General features: G+C 56.9%; 19 protein-coding genes, 1 tRNA gene and 1 pseudogene. 12 read left to right on the top strand and 9 right to left on the bottom strand.

Going from position 1 to position 16,278, the window contains the following annotated elements:
• A partial coding sequence (locus tag BI292_RS04010; RefSeq protein WP_178076527.1) for an AbrB family transcriptional regulator occupies window positions 1-663 on the top strand: 663 nt, incomplete at its 5' end.
• A 173-nt stretch (window positions 664-836) separates the two neighbouring features.
• Here BI292_RS04010 and ung read toward each other — a convergent pair.
• The gene (ung, locus tag BI292_RS04005) at window positions 837-1,529 is read right to left on the bottom strand and encodes a uracil-DNA glycosylase (protein ID WP_092281477.1); all 693 of its coding nucleotides are present in this window, start codon (window positions 1,527-1,529) and stop codon (window positions 837-839) included.
• A gap of 132 nt (window positions 1,530-1,661) precedes the next feature.
• Between ung and BI292_RS04000 the strand changes: the two genes are divergently transcribed.
• The gene (locus BI292_RS04000) at window positions 1,662-2,774 is read left to right on the top strand and encodes an enoyl-CoA hydratase/isomerase family protein (protein WP_101207072.1); all 1,113 of its coding nucleotides are present in this window, start codon (window positions 1,662-1,664) and stop codon (window positions 2,772-2,774) included.
• 54 nt (window positions 2,775-2,828) lie between these two features.
• Here BI292_RS04000 and BI292_RS03995 read toward each other — a convergent pair whose 3' ends face one another.
• Window positions 2,829-3,263 (bottom strand): hypothetical protein, encoded by a 435-nt coding sequence (locus tag BI292_RS03995; protein WP_101207071.1) that lies wholly within the window; start codon window positions 3,261-3,263, stop codon window positions 2,829-2,831.
• A gap of 265 nt (window positions 3,264-3,528) precedes the next feature.
• Between BI292_RS03995 and BI292_RS03990 the strand changes: the two genes are divergently transcribed.
• From BI292_RS03990 to BI292_RS03970, 5 genes are all read left to right on the top strand, one after another.
• Entirely contained in the window at window positions 3,529-5,016 is a 1,488-nt protein-coding gene (locus BI292_RS03990) for a sensor domain-containing diguanylate cyclase (protein WP_101207070.1), read from the top strand.
• An 18-nt stretch (window positions 5,017-5,034) separates the two neighbouring features.
• Window positions 5,035-5,253 (top strand): cysteine-rich CWC family protein, encoded by a 219-nt coding sequence (locus BI292_RS03985; RefSeq protein WP_101207069.1) that lies wholly within the window; start codon window positions 5,035-5,037, stop codon window positions 5,251-5,253.
• Window positions 5,254-5,287: 34 nt separating this feature from the next.
• Complete coding sequence (locus tag BI292_RS03980; protein WP_101207068.1) at window positions 5,288-5,980, top strand: pseudouridine synthase; 693 nt, start codon at window positions 5,288-5,290, stop codon at window positions 5,978-5,980.
• A gap of 311 nt (window positions 5,981-6,291) precedes the next feature.
• Entirely contained in the window at window positions 6,292-7,176 is an 885-nt protein-coding gene (locus BI292_RS03975) for an alpha/beta fold hydrolase (RefSeq protein WP_101207067.1), read from the top strand.
• A 276-nt stretch (window positions 7,177-7,452) separates the two neighbouring features.
• Window positions 7,453-7,526: transfer RNA gene (locus BI292_RS03970), tRNA-Gly, on the top strand.
• Between the two features lie 56 nt (window positions 7,527-7,582).
• On the opposite strand, the gene BI292_RS03965 is transcribed toward BI292_RS03970, so the two are convergent.
• Both BI292_RS03965 and BI292_RS03960 read right to left on the bottom strand, forming a co-directional pair.
• Window positions 7,583-7,858 (bottom strand): hypothetical protein, encoded by a 276-nt coding sequence (locus tag BI292_RS03965; RefSeq protein ID WP_157831207.1) that lies wholly within the window; start codon window positions 7,856-7,858, stop codon window positions 7,583-7,585.
• A 135-nt stretch (window positions 7,859-7,993) separates the two neighbouring features.
• Window positions 7,994-8,266, bottom strand: a pseudogene (locus BI292_RS03960) (phenylalanine--tRNA ligase beta subunit-related protein); the annotation flags it as partial.
• A gap of 389 nt (window positions 8,267-8,655) precedes the next feature.
• Here BI292_RS03960 and BI292_RS03955 point away from each other — a divergent pair.
• The 3 genes from BI292_RS03955 (at window position 8,656) to BI292_RS03940 (ending at window position 10,858) form a co-directional block, all read left to right on the top strand.
• Window positions 8,656-9,348, top strand: coding sequence for a DUF421 domain-containing protein (locus BI292_RS03955; RefSeq protein ID WP_101207065.1), 693 nt, complete (start codon window positions 8,656-8,658; stop codon window positions 9,346-9,348).
• A 565-nt stretch (window positions 9,349-9,913) separates the two neighbouring features.
• A complete protein-coding gene (locus BI292_RS03945) occupies window positions 9,914-10,096 on the top strand; it encodes a hypothetical protein (protein WP_101207063.1) in 183 nt (60 codons plus the stop codon).
• Between the two features lie 87 nt (window positions 10,097-10,183).
• Complete coding sequence (locus tag BI292_RS03940; protein WP_101207062.1) at window positions 10,184-10,858, top strand: HAD family phosphatase; 675 nt, start codon at window positions 10,184-10,186, stop codon at window positions 10,856-10,858.
• A gap of 216 nt (window positions 10,859-11,074) precedes the next feature.
• On the opposite strand, the gene BI292_RS03935 is transcribed toward BI292_RS03940, so the two are convergent.
• Window positions 11,075-12,340 carry an APC family permease gene (locus BI292_RS03935; RefSeq protein ID WP_101207073.1) on the bottom strand — a complete coding sequence of 422 codons (1,266 nt, stop codon included), beginning with the start codon at window positions 12,338-12,340 and terminating at the stop codon, window positions 11,075-11,077.
• A 494-nt stretch (window positions 12,341-12,834) separates the two neighbouring features.
• Between BI292_RS03935 and BI292_RS03930 the strand changes: the two genes are divergently transcribed.
• Window positions 12,835-13,563, top strand: coding sequence for a bifunctional 2-polyprenyl-6-hydroxyphenol methylase/3-demethylubiquinol 3-O-methyltransferase UbiG (locus BI292_RS03930; RefSeq protein WP_101207061.1), 729 nt, complete (start codon window positions 12,835-12,837; stop codon window positions 13,561-13,563).
• 155 nt (window positions 13,564-13,718) lie between these two features.
• Here the strand turns inward: BI292_RS03930 and tam are convergent, their stop codons facing one another.
• A complete protein-coding gene (tam, locus tag BI292_RS03925) occupies window positions 13,719-14,489 on the bottom strand; it encodes a trans-aconitate 2-methyltransferase (RefSeq protein ID WP_101207060.1) in 771 nt (256 codons plus the stop codon).
• 64 nt (window positions 14,490-14,553) lie between these two features.
• On the opposite strand from tam, the gene BI292_RS03920 reads away from it, so the two are divergent.
• On the top strand, window positions 14,554-14,916 hold the full coding sequence (locus tag BI292_RS03920; RefSeq protein ID WP_256592612.1) for a low affinity iron permease family protein: 363 nt from the start codon (window positions 14,554-14,556) through the stop codon (window positions 14,914-14,916).
• Between the two features lie 69 nt (window positions 14,917-14,985).
• Here BI292_RS03920 and BI292_RS03915 read toward each other — a convergent pair whose 3' ends face one another.
• The 3 genes from BI292_RS03915 to BI292_RS03905 form a co-directional block, all read right to left on the bottom strand.
• Entirely contained in the window at window positions 14,986-15,489 is a 504-nt protein-coding gene (locus BI292_RS03915; protein WP_101207058.1) for a DUF4142 domain-containing protein, read from the bottom strand.
• Between the two features lie 75 nt (window positions 15,490-15,564).
• Window positions 15,565-15,723, bottom strand: coding sequence for a KGG domain-containing protein (locus tag BI292_RS03910; protein WP_010462447.1), 159 nt, complete (start codon window positions 15,721-15,723; stop codon window positions 15,565-15,567).
• Between the two features lie 140 nt (window positions 15,724-15,863).
• Window positions 15,864-16,278, bottom strand: a 415-nt coding sequence (locus tag BI292_RS03905; protein WP_101207057.1) for a LysE family translocator, incomplete at its 5' end; no start/stop codon positions are given.

The following is a 16,278-nucleotide window of genomic DNA, read 5'->3' as shown; positions in this document are numbered from 1 at the left end:
ATGGTCAACCTCGGCGCGCGCAACGGCGCGGTGCTCAGCCGGGTCGCGGCGGGGCAGAGTTTGCGGGTGTTGGTGGTGGTGTTGTGTGTGCCGGCAGCGTTCAAATATTTGCTCGGCGACGGCACGCCGATCTCTCACGCGGGCACCGTCGATTGGCAATGGCTGGCGATTCTATTCCCGGCGGGCGCCCTGCTCGCCTGGGCCTGGCAGCGTTTACGGCAACCCAATCCGTGGCTGTTCGGGCCGTTGCTGGTGAGTGCGGCGGTGAGCATCGGTTGGGATTTGCACATCAGTTTGCCGGACGGCGGCAGCCAGATCGGCCAATGGCTGATCGGCAGCGGCCTGGGTTGTCACTTCAATCGACAGTTTTTCCGGCGCGCGCCGTCGTTTATGGGCCGCACGTTGATCGGCACGGTGTTGACCATGTTGATCGCCACAGCGGCGGCATTGGGATTGAGCGCGTTGACGCACCTGGATTTGCGTTCGCTGACGCTGGGCATGATGCCCGGCGGGATTGCCGAGATGAGCCTGACCGCAGAAACCCTGCAACTCTCGGTACCGCTGGTGACGGCGATGCAGGTGATGCGATTGCTGTTTGTACTGTTTCTGGCGGAGCCGTTGTTCAGGTATTGGAATCGGTTGCCGGAGCAGCCCCAGCCCTGATCGAACCTTGTGGCGAGGGGGCTTGCCCCCGTTCGGCTGCGCAGCAGTCGTGAACCTTTTTCAGGCGATGACTTTTACAAACCTGAAAGAGGGGCCGCTGCGCGTCCCAACGGGGGCAAGCCCCCTCGCCACAAGGGACCGGCAAGCCAATCAAACCGGCGGCAGCAAGCCAATCAAACCGGCGGCAAGCGCCACTCGATCGGCGTTTCGCCATTCTGTTCGAGAAACTTGTTGGTTCGACTGAAATGCCCACATCCCAGAAACCCGCGGTACGCCGACAGCGGCGACGGATGCACCGAGGTCAGCACCAAGTGCTTGGTCGCATCGATCAGCTTCTGTTTGCTCTGGGCATGCGCGCCCCACAGCATGAACACCAGATGCGGTTGATGTGCGCTGACCACTTCAATGATCCGATCAGTGAAAAACTGCCAGCCTTTATCCTTGTGCGCGTTTGCGTTGGCGCGTTCGACGGTCATGGTGGTGTTGAGCATCAACACGCCCTGATCGGCCCAGCTCTGCAAATAACCGTGGTTCGGGATGTCGATGTTGAGGTCGCGTTTCAACTCTTTATAGATGTTCACCAGCGACGGCGGCGCCGGCACGCCCGGTTGCACCGAAAAACACAAACCATGCGCCTGACCCGGGCCGTGGTAAGGGTCCTGGCCGAGGATCACGACTTTGACCTTGTCCAGCGGCGTCGAGTTGAGCGCGTTGAAAATCATCGGCCCCGGCGGGTAGATCTCCTTGCCCGCCGCGCGTTCCTGTTGCAGGAAAGCGCGCAACTCTGCCATGTAAGGCTGGTCGAACTCAGCACGCAGTGCCTCCTTCCAGCTCGGTTCGAGTTTGATACGGTCGTCAGCAGTCATGGTCATACCCGGCAAAATCAATGGGGCGAACCCTAGGAAAGCTGGGCAGGCTTGTCAATTGATCTGACGCACATCCGGCACTTTCCTGAGCAGCGATCATACTGAACGCTCAAATTCCCGATCGAGGTCACGATGAATCTGCACTTCGAAGAACTCACCGGCACCGACGGCGCGCGCATCGGCATCGCCAGCCTGGATGCCGAAAAGTCACTGAACGCCCTGTCCCTGCCGATGATCAACGCCCTGCGCGATCAACTCGACGCGTGGGCCAAAGAACCGCAAATCGTCTGCGTCCTGCTGCGCGGCAACGGCGCCAAAGCCTTCTGCGCCGGCGGCGAAGTGCGCAGCCTGGTCGAAGCCTGCCGCAACCATCCCGGCGAAGTGCCGCCACTGGCCGCGCAATTTTTTGCCGCGGAATACCGCCTCGACTTCAAACTGCACACTTACCCAAAACCACTGATCTGCTGGGGCCACGGTTACGTGCTTGGCGGCGGCATGGGCCTTTTGCAAGGCGCGAGCACGCGGATTGTCACGCCGAGCAGCCGTTTGGCGATGCCGGAAATCAGCATCGGTTTGTACCCGGACGTCGGCGCCAGTTGGTTCCTGTCGCGGCTGCCGGGCAAGCTCGGGTTGTTCCTCGGTTTGACCGGCGCGCACATGAATGCGCGGGACGCCATCGATCTCGACCTCGCCGACCGCTTCCTGCTCGACGAGCAGCAAGAAGAGCTGATCGAAGGTTTGCTGCAGTTAAATTGGCAGGAACAGACCGCGATGCAACTCAACAGTCTGTTCAAAGCCTTGCAGCAGGAAGCCACGGCGCAGATGCCTGAAGCGCAATGGTTGCCGCGCCGCGCGCAGATCGACGAATTGCTGGATGTCAGCGATGTGCGCTGTGCCTGGAAAGCCATCGCTGCGTTGCGCGATACCAGTGATCCACTGCTCAGCCGCGCCGCGAAAACCATGAGCGAGGGCTCGCCGGTGACCGCTCATCTGGTCTGGGAACAAATCGTCCGCGCGCGGCACTTGTCGCTGGCCGAGGTTTTTCAGATGGAATACACGCTGAGCCTCAATTGCTGCCGTCACCCGGAATTCAGCGAAGGCGTGCGCGCGCGGTTGATCGACAAGGATCAAAAGCCGCATTGGCATTGGCCGGACATCAACAACGTGCCGGATGCGGTGGTAGAGGCGCACTTTCACAAGGTGTGGGAGGGGCGGCATCCGCTGGCGGATTTGACTGATTACTGAAAATCCACGCAAAAAAAAGCGGCGCTTGATGCGCCGCTTTTTTGTATCCGTCGATTAACGGTGATTGCCTCGGCCACCGCGACCGTCCCGGCCGTCGTGGTCACCGCGTCCGCCGCGATGATCTCTGCCGCCGCCGCGCCGGTCGTTGTCCCAGTTGCCCCGGTGGCGGCCATCCCAGCCACCTCGATCATGTCCTTGCCAGCCACGGTTCTGCGACTGGTAATAGCGCGGTGGCGCTTGGTAATGGCGCGGTTGCGCCTGGTAATAACGCGGCGCCGAGTAGTAACGCGGAGCCGGCTGATAGTAACGCGGTGCTGGTTGGTAATAGCGTGGAGCCGCGTAATAGCTGCCACCGCCCGAGTAATAAGCCGGTGCGGGGGATGAGTAGACCTGAGAACTGTAGTAGCTGCCTCCTTCTCCGTAGGAATAGGGAACACATGCGCCAAGGGAAAAACTCAACACGACCAGCAGAAAAATTCGGCGATACATGGCGGCCTCCTGGACCGCGAGTGACCAAACCAGCGACGCTGGCAGGCAACAGTCAATTGTTGGCGACTGTCGAAAGATCAGACATCGATTTCAGAATCTGGTGCGCTGTTGAAACACGTTGAAACATGTCGCCGATGAAAGGTTTTTCATTCTCGGCATGAATACAGCGTGTTGGAGGGGCAAATAGCCACGCGTTATTGCGCAGTTATTTGCGCGCCATGCCACTAGAATGCTTGCCATCGGGTCATTGCCAACGGAACCGCCCATGCCGCTTCGCTCGCCGCTGTATTCCCAACGTTCGTTGGTCCTGACGCTGATTGCGTTGCTCGGGGCCGGGTTCCTCGCCACCTCGTTTCTGAGTTATTACGCCTCGCGAGCGTCGATCCGCGACAACATCGTCAACACCGAATTGCCTCTGACGTCCGACACCGTTTATTCGGAAATCCAGAAAGACCTTGTCAGACCGATCCTTATTTCTTCGATGATGTCGCGCGACACGTTCATGCGCGATTGGGTGGTCAACGGCGAGCACAATCCCGAGCAAATGACCCGCTACCTCAACGAGGTCATGACCCATTACGGCGCCTACACGGCGTTTTTCGTCTCCAATAGCAGCCTGACCTATTACCACGCCAAAGGCGTGCTCAAGCAGATCCGCGCCGATGAACCGCGCGACGCCTGGTATTTCCGCGTGCGCGACATGGCCGAGCCCTACGAAATCAACGTCGACCCGGACTTGGCGAACAAGGACAACCTGACGTTTTTCATCAATTACAAAGTCTATGACTACAACAACCGCTTCATCGGCGCGGCGGGCGTCGGGCTGACGGTGGATGCGGTGATCAAGTTGATCGACAAGTATCAGCAGCGTTATCAACGCAGCGTTTACTTCGTCGACACCTTCGGCCGACTGGTGCTGACCGGCGCCGAGGGAGGCCCGCAAGGTGCGCGCGCCGGGCAGAGCCTGGGCGAACTCGAAAGTATGAAGGGCTTGGTCAGCCAATTGCCGAAACCGCACAGCGGCAGCTACGAATATTCCGTGCACGGCCAGGGCCATTTCCTCAACGTGCGGTTTATTCCCGAGCTGAACTGGTACCTGTTCGTCGATAAACGCGAGGACGGCGCGCTGAGTGAAATCCGCCAGTCGCTGTACCTCAACCTGCTGATCTGCCTGCTCGTGACGCTGGTGGTGCTGGTCCTGCTCAACCGCGTGGTCAGCCGCTATCAAGGCAAGATCCAGGCTCAGGCAACCCTCGACAGCCTGACCGAATTGCCCAACCGCCGTGGCTTCGACCTGTTGGCTGCGCAAGCCATGCACGAAGCCGAGCGCGAGCCGAAACCGCTGACCGCGATGTTGCTCGACCTCGACCACTTCAAGGCATTGAACGACACCTATGGTCACCTCGCCGGCGATCAGGTGTTGATCGGCTTCGCCCGCGACTTGCAGAGTTGCCTGCGCCAGTCCGACATCGTCTGTCGCTGGGGCGGCGAGGAATTCATCGTGCTGTTGAAGGATACCGACGGTGAGACCGGTCAGAAAATCGCCGAGAAAATTCGTCAACATGTGCAGGATCAGCGTTATGCCTACAACGGTGACGACCTGCGTCTGACGGTCAGCATCGGTTTGACGACGTTGCAGCCGGATGAAACCTTGCACACGCTGCTGTCCCGGGCCGATCATGCGATGTACCGCGCCAAACAGGCCGGGCGTAACCGCACCTGCGTGGAAATGCCCCACTCGGTTTATAAATGACTTTTGAACAATGACTCAATGAACAAACCTGATCACTGCCCGGCCTGCGGCGCGCCCAACGACTGCAGCCTGGCCGACCCAAGAACCGCCGATCGCGCCTGCTGGTGTTACGGCGTAAGCATTGATCCGGCGGTCCTCGAAGCGTTGCCGGCGCAGCTGCGCGATATTTCCTGTCTGTGCCCGCGTTGCGCGCAAGTCGAGGCGCAGCTGCAAGCAGCCGCCCGGCCGATCACGTAAGATGCGCGCCCCTTTTCTGTCCGATTTTTAACCGATGCGTGTAGACCGTTTCCTCAGCAACTTGCCGCGCTTCAACCGTCAGCAGGTTCGTCTGTTGCTGGTGGAAAAACGCGTGCGCGTTGACGGAAAAGTCGTAAGTGACCCGCACGCCGACGTGCTGGAATTCAGCCGCGTCGAAGTCGATGACGAAGTGCTGCAAATCGGCAAACCGGCGCGTTACTTCATGCTCAACAAACCGCCCGGCTGCGTCAGCGCCACACGCGATCCGCAACACCCAACGGTGCTCGACCTGATCGACGAACCGCACAAGGACGACCTGCACATCGCCGGGCGCCTGGATTTCAACACCACCGGCCTGATGATCATCACCAACGATGGCAGTTGGTCGCGGCGCCTGACTCAGCCGCAGACCAAACTGCCGAAGGTCTATTACGTGGAAACCGAACAGGAAATCGGCCCGGAGTATGCAGTCACCTTCAACCAAGGGCTGTACTTCGCGTTCGAGGACCTGACCACGCAACCTGCCGAATTGGTGCTGCTCGGACCGAAGTCGGCGCGGTTGAGCATCGTCGAGGGTCGTTACCATCAGGTGAAGCGCATGTTCGGCCATTTCGACAACAAGGTGCTGCGCCTGCACCGCGAAAGCATGGGCCCGCTGCTGCTCGATAACGCGCTAAAACCGGGCGAGTATCGCGCACTGCGCACCGAAGAGATCCATTTGATCTAAGCAGGCGACCGCTCAGCAGAAGTTGTCGAACAATTTACCGATGCCACTTGCGTGACCGCGTCGCCCCTGCTTGAATCAGGTCGTCGGCCGAAATGTGACCGACGAGTCACAACATACTTCTAAGAAACTTTTTGCCGGTAGAGAACCCTCAGGTTCCGCTGTTCCCCGGCAGACTGCCCGCCAATAACAATACCCGTCGACCTGCCTTACCGGATCGACATGGGCCTGCAAATTCGAGGCGTATGCCTACCTGTCACAAAGCTCGTGCAATCTCATTTGCGCGCATACCCGCTTGCCAGGAGTCTTACGACATGAGGCCAGAAATCGCTGTGCTGGATATTCAGGGGCAGTACCGGGTTTACACGGAGTTCTATCGCGCAGACGCCGCAGAGAAGACCATTATTCTGGTCAACGGCTCGATGGCCACGACTGCGTCGTTTGCTCAGACCGTGAAAAACCTTCACCCGCAGTTCAACGTGGTTTGCTACGACCAGCCCTACGCGGGCAAGTCCAAAGCCCACAACCGCCATGAGAAATTGCTGACAAAAGAGGTCGAAGGACAGATTCTGCTGGAGCTGATCGACCACTTTGCCGCCGAGCACGTGTTGTCGTTTTCCTGGGGCGGCGCCGCGACCCTCGTCGCCCTCGCCCAACGGCCGCGACGCATCGAAAAAGCGGTGATCAGCTCGTTCTCGCCGGAGATCAACGAGCCGATGCGCGACTACTTGGAACGCGGTGTCGACTACCTCGGCAGCCGCGACGGCGACCGCGTCGGCAACCTGGTCAACAGCACCATCGGCAAACACCTGCCGTCACTGTTCAAGCGTTTCAACTATCGCCATGTGAGCAACCTGGCCGCGCACGAATACGGGCAGATGCACTTCCACATCAGCGACCTGCTGCACAGCGACCGCCAGTGCTTCCTCAAGGCTGCGGAAAAAATCAACGTGCCGGTGCTGTTCATGAACGGCGAATGGGACGAATACACCGCCGCCGCCGGCGCCCGGCTCTTCGCCAACCACGTGCAACACGCAACGTTCAGCACCCTGCAAGCGACCGGGCACTTCCTCGACATGGAACACAAAGCCGCCTGCCGAGACAGCCAAAACGCCTTGCTGGGCTTCCTGAAACCGGCGCAAGCCGCCAGCCGACCGCGCTACCAATTTGTTCAGGAGCACCATGCGCTGGCAATCTGAAACCGCGTCATCGCGAGCAAGCTCTGCGCTCCCCCCGGGTCACCACCACCCCGTAGGAGCAAGGCTTGCCCGCGAATGGCCGTCACTCGGTTTCACGGTGTGTCAGCCGAGCTAAAGTCATCAAGCACAAAGAAAAATTTCACTTCCGCGCGCACATCTGGTACAAAGTCAGCCGCTCTGAGCGGGTGTCAAATAATGGCGTTACTCCAGCTTCCCAAGCTGATAACGAGGGTTCTTAATCGGCCCTTGCCCCAAGTGCGTAAAGAGCTCGACCAAGCGGGTATAGTTTAGTGGCAAAACGAAAGCTTCCCAAGCTTTAGTTGAGGGTTCGATTCCCTCTACCCGCTCCAATCAGGCGCAGCAATTCCGGGCCTTCTAGCCAATATTGCTACTACCGCCAAGCAACTCAAAACCAGTTCGCCCCTCCCCCTCCCCCGTTGTCACCACAAGCCAAAAGACCGGTGCGTAATCGATTCTGCGCTTTGTCAAACTTGGCTAACCCAAAGTCCGCTAGCGGCGATAGGTAATAGAACCAGAATCTCTCTGCCGCCAGAGGGATAATGATCGGATCTTTAAAGATGCCGTACTTCTCAGCCCCCCCCAGTTCAACAACTCGATCTACTACCACCCGACTTTGCCACTTGCGGATGACCATTCCAGCAACGCTATTTGATTTTTCCACCGATCCAACCGTGCTACACCCGTCACGATAATTTCACATTTGCAGGTGTACGGTTGTGTCAGCTCCTTTAGTGATTCCCGGCCCGCACCCCATCGCGGGCTTTTTTTTGCGCAAAAAAAAGAATCCGTAGAGAAGAGTGCCCCCTTCATCATCCCGCCAGACGACCTCGCCAGGCTCAGGAGACTCGAGGGCCGGCGCGCCACCCTTTGTAGTGTCAAACACTTCGGTACCGTCGGCGACTACAAGGCGAGGGGAGCCGACGTACGCTGCCGCGTTCTCGCCACCTACCGGTATCGCGTACTCAATGCTGATCGCGTTATACAGGTCGACCACAGGCTCGATACTGGCAAAACTTCGGTCACGCAGAACCCGCTTGCGCAGATAGAGGGAGCGCTCGCGGTAGTTTATGGCGCGGCAGCCATCAAGTTGCTCTCGCGCAACTGAACAGTAATCCCTTCAAGAGGTGATAAAGCTATGCAAGGAGTAATGCAACTGCCCGCAGGTCGGACCCTTACCCACCTTACGGGATTATAAAATCCGCGTCAGCGAAGCGAGAAGCATCAACAGATGCTGATTCCGCGCCTGCGCGAGTAAGCCTTCCAGTGAGTAACGGATTAGGCAAACTGGCTCACCATTCTTTGGTGAATCGAAGCTAAGGTTCGTCTATTAAAGCTTTACATTCCACGACTAGCCTGTGCTCATCGCCGCTGTGGAGCTAGTCACAGGATGTAACGACAAAGACGGGCAGCACGCGCACAATTCAATGATTGTCTGAAAAACAACAAAAAGAGGTGATGATGTCTCCCTTTGATATTCAACGGATGTTGATAGATGAGTTTCCAATATCATTTTTGCTAGAGGTAGGGTTTCGGGCAACTTTTGCCTTTCTTGCCGTTTTCTTATTTTTAAAATCAAGTGGCCGACGCGGGATAAGACAGCTCTCACTTTTCGAGTTGGTCGTGATTTTGACGTTGGGCTCCGCTGCCGGAGACGTGTCTTTCTACCATGACGTACCACTGCTGCCTGTCGCAGTCGTTTTCCTCACACTGTTGCTGCTCTATCGCATGACCGTTTTGATCATGACAAAAAGCAAGAAATTTGAAGCATGGATAGATGGTCTTCCTGTAACCGTCATACGCAACGGCTTGTATGAACCTAAATCTTTGGAGAAGCTGAATATTTCATCAAGTGAAATATTGATGGAGCTTCGACAACGGGGCGTTGAGCACTTGGGCCAAGTCAGATTGGCGCTTATGGAAACAGATGGCGACATCAGTCTTTATTTTTACGATCCAGAAGACGTTCGACCTGGTATGTCAGTCCTACCTTTAGAGCATCGTGCGGAGTTCATAAAAGTGCCCGCCACGGGACTTTATTGCTGCGTGAGTTGTGGCTTTGCACAATCTATTCAGGCAGGGCAACAAGCACGCTGCTCGCGGTGCGATCATGATATCTGGTCAACGGCGCTGAGCACTCAACGCTGTAGGTGATGGTTGCTGGAAATAATCCCACTCGGCATCAGTCAGATAGACAGGCGCCAGCACTTCGAGGTAGCAAAGATGAAGGTATTCATAAGCTCGGTGCTAAAGGGATTTGAGCAATTCATACGCCCCCCGCCTTGAGTGCGCATTTTTACCGCAGCCTACCGAGAGTCATGCGGTGCATGAGGCGTCTCAGCGCCGTGACGAGATTTTCCAAAATCTTCATAGCTTGGGCCTCGCAACTCTCAAGCAAGGCTACACAGATTGGCGACATTTCCCAGGCTTCTTCCTCGACGGGAAATATTACCTTGGCCCCGAATTGATGACGGCCATAGGTTGGCTGGAAGGACAGCAGTTTTATTACGATGAGCTTGACCCCACTGGTGAGCCAGTATTCCCCAACCAACATCTGTTCGCGCTGAAAAACCCTCAACGAGAAAGCGGAAGCAGACGGCGGTGGCATCCCTGCTTGGCTGGTTCTCCGCTTCGATGATTCGCGAAAGACGGAACGACTCAGACCATATGCTTTCGAAAAATTGAGCACTTTGAATTTTGAGAGGCGAGGAGAAATCTCATGACTGAAAAAAGCTCCGTTTCATCAAAAAAAAGTAAAGCACTGGAGGATTCTGCTCTCGTCCCAGACGTGTCAGAAACAGGTTTAACAGATGACGAACGAGTCGTTAGGGAAGATCAAATCCTCAGCGACGAATCACGTGTGGAACCCGGCCCAGCCGACTTGGAAAGACTTAAAGATTAAAGCTAGTACCGCTTGATATTCGATGCGACCAATATTTCGAATATGCGACATCTATTACTTGAACTTTGCCTAATGGAGGTGCAACGCATGCGCCAGCAAACCTCATTCATATTCGATCTGGATGGCACGTTGACTGATAGCGTTTACCAGAATGTCTTTGCGTGGAAGACAGCATTGGATTCCGAAGACATTCCATTGGCCATGTGGCGAATTCACAGAAAGATCGGTATGAGCGGCGGGCTGATGCTCAAGACGTTAGCCCGTGAGACCGGCCTGGAAATCACACCCGACCAGGCCAAAAGGCTCAGCGATAAACATGATAAAGCCTACAAGGATCTGCAGGGCCAGATAACCGCTCTCCCTGGCGCTGTCGAGCTTCTCGATACCTTGAACCGCGAGCAGCTCAAGTGGTGTATTGCGACCAGCGGTGGGATGGATACTGCAGCAATAAATCTGAAGGCATTGGGCTTGGATATCTCGAAGATCAATCTCATCACCCGTGATGACGTCAAGTATGGCAAGCCCGATCCAGACCTTTTCCTCGCCGCTGCAAGCAAACTCAATGTACCCATCGAAGATTGCCTGGTGATCGGCGACGCCATCTGGGACATGCTAGCCGCACGCCGCTGTAAGGCCACCGGTATAGGGCTGCTTTCTGGTGGTTACGACACAGGAGAGCTTGAACGTGCTGGTGCACTCCGCGTCTACGAGGATCCACTGGCACTGCTGCGGCACCTGGACGAGGTTGCTTCCCGTCCGTGAGCAATCTGTAGCACGCGGATTGAGTAGGTGTGCTCACCCACTCGAGGCGACGTTCAGGTATGCAGCCATGCCAGACGATTGATCGGGTGGTGTTCCAGTGTCCTTGGAATCGACGATCCGAGGCATTGGACGCACCCGATACAACTGCGCCCAACCGGCACTCGTATAACTTCGACAAGTTTCACGCTGCGATAGAGAGGGAAAGCGCTTACAAGACTAGCTAGGCTCCACTGGCGCCGGCATTGCCACTCTTGAACAGACAAAAAGCAGCATGCCTATCAGGATCAAGACCCCTCCCCGCATCCATGTTTCCAGACTTTGCTGACTGAGTAGTACCAGGCAAGAGACGATAGCAAGTACCGGAACCCACGTAGGCACCCGAAAGTGATTTTCCGCCACCTCGTCACGACGCAGGATTAACACAGATAGATTAGTGCTGAGAAACACGAACAGCAGGAGCAGGACGACGGTTTCGGCCAATGTAGCTAGCGTTCCCGTCAACGTGAGTGCGATTGCTACAAGGGTAGTGGCGATGACCGCGACCCAGGGGGTGCGTCGCTGAGGCAGCACCTTGCTCAAGGCGTTCGGCAAAAGCCCTAGACAGGCCATGCCATAAGTAAGGCGACTCGCCATTATCATGGTTAACAGCGCGCCGTTGGCTACCGCGATCAGTGCAATGAAGGCGAAGACGCGAGGCGGAATGTTTAAACCTGACGCCCGAACCACTTCAAGAAGGGGAGCCGAGGTCGCCACAAGTTTTTCCATGGGCAGTACGGAAGATGCCGCGACGCCGACGGCCATGTAGACGACTCCGGCGGTTAGCAATGCGGCAAATAATGCGCGCGGGTAAACATTACGAACGTCTCGAATTTCTTCCGCGAGATTGGCGGATGTTTCGAATCCTACGAAGGAATAGAACGCGATCAACGCGGCACCCAAAACCGCTAACATCGGGCTGATCCCCGGCTTGAATTCCAGGCTGCGACCCAAATCCGCTTCGCCTGTACTGAAATACCAAACAGCGGCAACAACGACCAATAGAAGACCTGACAGCTCAATGACTGTCATCACGAGGTTGGCTCCCAATGACTCTTTAATCCCCCTTGCATTCAGGAGCGCGATAACGATAAGGAACAGCAGCGCCGCAATGTGAGGCGGCACATGAATGAACGCCGCCAGGTAATCACCCGCAAACGCCAGCGATAAACCCGCCGCGCTCGTGACAGCTGCGGATAGCATGCAAAAGCCAACGAGAAAAGAAATGAGCGGAGACCGGAACGCCTTCTCTGCGAAAACCGATGCGGCGCCCGCGTGGGGATATTTTGTCACCAACTCTGCATAAGAACCGGCAGTAAGCATCGCGAAAAACAGAGCGATGAGCAGAGGCACCCATATTGCGCCACCTACCTCCCCCGCAATTGTCCCGGCAAGCGCATAAACGCCTGCCCCGAGAACGTCGCCGAGAATAAACAGAAAAAGCATCGGGCCTGTAACGGCGCGGCGTAGGGAGGTCTTGGGGGACAAGGTCTTCACATTCAACTTCCTGGCTTGCTGTTGCGAGAGCCGTTTATCGGGCTGAAAGCTAGGCGGCTTCACTCTCAAGCAATGGAAATTCGCGTCTCACTAAAGTTCACATATCTTGCCAAAGTGAAGGAAGCTTGCTCGCGCTGAATTGCGCAGCGATCCGTTTTTTGGGGCCGCTGCGCAGCCCAACGCGAGCAAGCTCGCTCGCCACAGGTTTAGCGTCAGATTCAGAGGATTTTTGAGGCATCAACGACCGCCTCCGAAACGCTGCTTACATTTCTATAACGCACCTCTTGTTTGCACTTCGCGCCCGCCGCATTAGCATGCGGACCATCTGCAACCACCCTCCTCCTGCGCGGCCATCGACGAATACGCGCCATCACTCTTCGAGGGAAACCAATCGGCCGCACACTCGGTGCGGCCCGTGACGAACTCAACAGAGCAACGCAAACATGACGCAAAACATTTACGACGATCCGGAGTTTTTCCAGGGTTACAGCCAGATGGGCCGTTCGCTGGGTGGTTTGGATGCAGCGCCGGAATGGCCGGCGCTGCAATCCTTGTTGCCGCCGATGCAAGGTCTGAAAGTTGTCGATCTTGGCTGCGGTTATGGCTGGTTCAGTCGTTGGGCCAGTGAGCACGGTGCGCACAGCGTGCTCGGTCTCGATGTGTCGGAGAAGATGCTGGAGCAGGCGCGCAACACAACGTCCGCCGCCAACATTCAATACGCCCGCGCCGATCTTGAGCATCTCGATTTGGCCGAGGGTAGTTTTGATTTGGCCTACAGTTCGCTGGCGCTGCATTACATCAAGGATCTTGCGGGACTTTTCGCTAAGGTTTATGCGGCGCTGAAACCGGGCTCACGGTTTGTATTTTCCATCGAACATCCGATTTTCATGGCGCCGCGCAATCCGGGTTGGTTGATTGATAGCGAAGGTCGCAAGCGCTGGCCGCTGGACAGTTATCAGCTCGAAGGTGAGCGCGTGACGAACTGGCTGGCGGAAGGTGTGATCAAGCAGCACCGCACGGTCGGAACGTTGCTGAACACGTTGATCGCAGCGGGGTTCACGATCCGGCATGTCAATGAATGGGGGCCGAGCGATGCGCAAGTGGCGGCACAACCGGCGCTGGCAGAAGAGCTTGAACGGCCGATGATGATGTTGGTGGCCGTCGAGCGCTGAAATCGACGGCCGATTAAAATCACCAAAATCCCTGTAGGAGTGAGCCTGCTCGCGATGGCGTCATGTCAGTCAATAAGATGTTGGCTGACACCCGCTCTCGCGAGCAGGCTCACTCCTACAGTTTGCGCAGTTCGATCTGATAACTCGATTGTCTGTTAACGGGTCGCGACGATGAACAACCGTGGAAACGGCAGCAGCACAGAACCATCCTCCAACGCCGGATAAGCCTGTTCGATTGCCGCCAGATAACGCTGCAAATATTCCGCTCGCTCGCCCGCATCCAGCGGCTCGAGAAACGGCCGCAAGCCACTGCCCTTGAACCACTCCACCACGCCCGACGCCCCGTCCGCCAACGGATGATGATAAGTCGTGCGCCACACATCGACGCGCGCGCAGTGCGGTCGCAGCATCGAGTAATAGTCGCTGGAGCTGGCAATTTCCGTCCGCTGCCCGGCGGCGTCCGCCAACTTGCTGGCCCACGGTCCGCTGGTCGCGACTTCGCGCATTAAACGATGGGAGGGTTGCTCGAGGGTGTCGGGCATCTGAATCGCCAGGCTTCCGCCCTCGCTCAGTTTGCCAACCAGCGAAGGCAACAACGCCGCGTGATCAGGCAACCACTGCAACACCGCGTTGGCGAAAATCACATCAAACGGGCCGCGCTCGCTCCAGGTGCCGATATCCACCGTGTCGAATTGCAACGATGGCAAGCGCTTGCGAGCGGCGTCGATCATGTCGCTGGAACTGTCCACGCCACGCACCGTGGCATCGGCGAAACGCTCAACCAACAATTCCGTGGAATTGCCGGGACCGCAGCCGATATCAATCACCGAACGCGCCTCCACGGCCGGGATCGCCGCGAGAAGATCGCGGGCCGGGCGGGTGCGTTCATCTTCAAAAGCGACGTACTGTTTGGCGGACCAACTCATTGCGTTCTCCTGTCGAAAAGTCGTCCCAGGCTGAGCCCGGCGACCGGTTCGCTACCATACCGCCTTGCAGGCAATAAACAGAATTTTCGAGCCGCCGCCACTGTCCCAATCTAAGGCGCATCCCTATAAGGAACACGGCAATGAAATTCGCAAAGATCTCGCAGAAACTCGCTCTGTCACGTTTCTGATGGTGTTCCTGATTCAGAACACGCAGAACCGTGATACCGATATTTTGCATTTGAAGATCGATGAGCTGCTGCGTGTAACGAAGAATGCGCAGAACGCGATGCTCGGGCTCGAGGCGCTGGACTTGAAGCAGTTGGAAGCGCTGAGGAAGCAATATCGCAAGATCGGCGAAAGCGAAACCATCGCCATGGATGTTCCGCCAAGTGGCGATCAGCCAAAATCACGATTTGATCAATGCTGACCAGGCTTCGCGGGTGACTTCGGTCACCCGCAGCGCCTAGCGTCTATCGCCGAGTCTTGCCGAAAAAAATCAGCGGCTGGCCTGCAGTGATTTGGCCATGTGCAGATGATTTTGCAGTTTCGGCAGGGTTTCCTCGGCAAACGCCTTGATCTCAGGAACGTCGGTGTTTTGCGCTTCCTGCTCGATCTGCGAGATGGCTTCCTGAGTGGTTTCCACCTGGCTGGCGACGTAGGCCTGATCGAAGGTCGTGCCGTCTTTGACTTCCGGCATCAGCTCCTTGGCTTTGTCGACCACTTCCTCGCGCGGGGCGACGGGCAGGTCGAGCTTCTTGGCGATTTTCGCCAGATGCTGGTTGGCCGTGGTGCGGTCGTTGATCACAACGATCGTGTAATCCTTGACCTCTTTGGATTCGGTTTTCTGGTGCGCCAGGCGGCTGGCTTCGATGTCGGCCATGCCTTTGGCGGATGCATCGTTGATGAAGTCGGCTGGCGACTGGGCAAACGCACTGCTGGCACACAGGCCCAGTAACATGGCAAAACTGGCATTGCGTAAACGGGTGGCCATCCGGCTCATGGTCGCGCCCTCCTTCTGAAAAAATTCAAACGGGAGCTTACGCTCCCGCCTCTCAATCAAAACTACCGTCATCCACTACTTGGATTTCTGGCCACCTTTGCGTCCCATATCGGGTTTGGCAGGGTCTTTGTCGACAGTCGTGGTGGTAGTTTTCCCACCTTTGCGACCGGCTTCAGACGCCTTGGTTCGATCGTTGGCAAAGTTTCCCGAGTTCGAGTTTCTTGAGTTAGGCATGATTCTCTTCCTCTTGGTGTTGATCGCGGCGAGCAAAAGCCCGCATAGGATGAGAATTCCAAACCGGGCAAAGGTTTAGAAAAAACTCCGCTTGATGCGACGAACGGTGACGAACATCGCGCGATCAAACCGTGGATTATTCACGCCTTGTTGGTCACCAAACCGGGCAATGCATGCGCGAGGGCGTTGACGGCGAAGCCGATGAACATCACGCCGCACAGGCGTGTGATCAGCAATTCATGGCGTTGATACATCGAGCGCACCCGCCGCGCGCCGACGATGCCAATCAGGATCGCGTAGGCCAGCAAACCGCCGATGAAGCTGAGGAAGATCAACCATGGCAGCATCGACCATTCGAGCAATTCGGCGCGGCTCGACAACAGCGCGGTGAACGTCGCGACAGCCACCGGGTAGGCTTTCGGGTTGGTCAGGCCGAACAGAATGCCGTGCCAGAACGGCTGCCGCGCCGCGCCCTGCGGCTGGTCAGCGCTGGCGCGTTGAGTGCGGATCGCGCGCAATCCGAGCCAGAACAGGTACAAGCCACTGAGCACGCCG

Origin of the sequence: Pseudomonas sp. 43NM1, assembly GCF_002836905.1 — a bacterium.
In the GTDB taxonomy this organism is placed as follows: domain Bacteria; phylum Pseudomonadota; class Gammaproteobacteria; order Pseudomonadales; family Pseudomonadaceae; genus Aquipseudomonas; species Aquipseudomonas prosekii.
Note: the sequence above shows the minus strand (reverse complement) of the source record. Positions and strands in the feature narration are given on the sequence as shown.

Coding starts and splice junctions, on each gene's coding strand:
- BI292_RS03955 (WP_101207065.1), top strand. CDS start 8,656: ATGTCTCCCTTTGATATTCAACGGATGTTGATAGATGAGTTTCCAATA.
- BI292_RS03945 (WP_101207063.1), top strand. CDS start 9,914: ATGACTGAAAAAAGCTCCGTTTCATCAAAAAAAAGTAAAGCACTGGAG.
- BI292_RS04000 (WP_101207072.1), top strand. CDS start 1,662: ATGAATCTGCACTTCGAAGAACTCACCGGCACCGACGGCGCGCGCATC.
- BI292_RS03975 (WP_101207067.1), top strand. CDS start 6,292: ATGAGGCCAGAAATCGCTGTGCTGGATATTCAGGGGCAGTACCGGGTT.
- BI292_RS03985 (WP_101207069.1), top strand. CDS start 5,035: ATGAACAAACCTGATCACTGCCCGGCCTGCGGCGCGCCCAACGACTGC.
- BI292_RS03915 (WP_101207058.1), bottom strand. CDS start 15,489: ATGAGCCGGATGGCCACCCGTTTACGCAATGCCAGTTTTGCCATGTTA.
- BI292_RS03910 (WP_010462447.1), bottom strand. CDS start 15,723: ATGCCTAACTCAAGAAACTCGAACTCGGGAAACTTTGCCAACGATCGA.
- BI292_RS03930 (WP_101207061.1), top strand. CDS start 12,835: ATGACGCAAAACATTTACGACGATCCGGAGTTTTTCCAGGGTTACAGC.
- ung (WP_092281477.1), bottom strand. CDS start 1,529: ATGACTGCTGACGACCGTATCAAACTCGAACCGAGCTGGAAGGAGGCA.
- BI292_RS03995 (WP_101207071.1), bottom strand. CDS start 3,263: ATGTATCGCCGAATTTTTCTGCTGGTCGTGTTGAGTTTTTCCCTTGGC.
- BI292_RS03990 (WP_101207070.1), top strand. CDS start 3,529: ATGCCGCTTCGCTCGCCGCTGTATTCCCAACGTTCGTTGGTCCTGACG.
- BI292_RS03935 (WP_101207073.1), bottom strand. CDS start 12,340: ATGCTTTTTCTGTTTATTCTCGGCGACGTTCTCGGGGCAGGCGTTTAT.
- tam (WP_101207060.1), bottom strand. CDS start 14,489: ATGAGTTGGTCCGCCAAACAGTACGTCGCTTTTGAAGATGAACGCACC.
- BI292_RS03940 (WP_101207062.1), top strand. CDS start 10,184: ATGCGCCAGCAAACCTCATTCATATTCGATCTGGATGGCACGTTGACT.
- BI292_RS03980 (WP_101207068.1), top strand. CDS start 5,288: ATGCGTGTAGACCGTTTCCTCAGCAACTTGCCGCGCTTCAACCGTCAG.